General features: G+C 73.4%; 1 protein-coding gene. It reads right to left on the reverse strand.

Annotated elements, in window-relative coordinates; translation table 11 throughout:
* The coding region (locus JHD07_RS31120) for a Tm-1-like ATP-binding domain-containing protein (RefSeq protein ID WP_291629098.1) at window positions 1–357 on the reverse strand (357 nt) is incomplete at both ends.

A 357-nucleotide genomic window follows, 5' to 3' on the forward strand; every position in this document is an offset into this window, starting at 1 on the left:
GGCGGTGACGGCGGCACCACGGTCGGTGCCGAACACGGCGGAGCCGCCGCGGCCGTGGTTGAGGGCGATTTCCTGCGCGGAGACATCGCAGGATGAATGCTTGTCGCTGGTCGAGACGTCGACCAGCCGCGTGCGCAGGCCGCTTTCGGCGATGACGTCGCGGATGAAGCGCAGCTCCTGGCCCTTGGTGTCGAGCGTGCCGACGACCAGCACCACCGGCGGCCCCGAGGTCGGCGCCGCCGCCGGTTCGCGCTTGCGCCGCGCCGCCTCGTCGAGCCTAGCGACCTGCGTCGACAGCGTCCGCGCCGCGGCCTCGATGCGGGCGATCGGCACCGGCTGCGACCATCGCGTCGGCAG

Source organism: Bradyrhizobium sp. (assembly GCF_016462955.1).
In the GTDB taxonomy this organism is placed as follows: domain Bacteria; phylum Pseudomonadota; class Alphaproteobacteria; order Rhizobiales; family Xanthobacteraceae; genus Bradyrhizobium.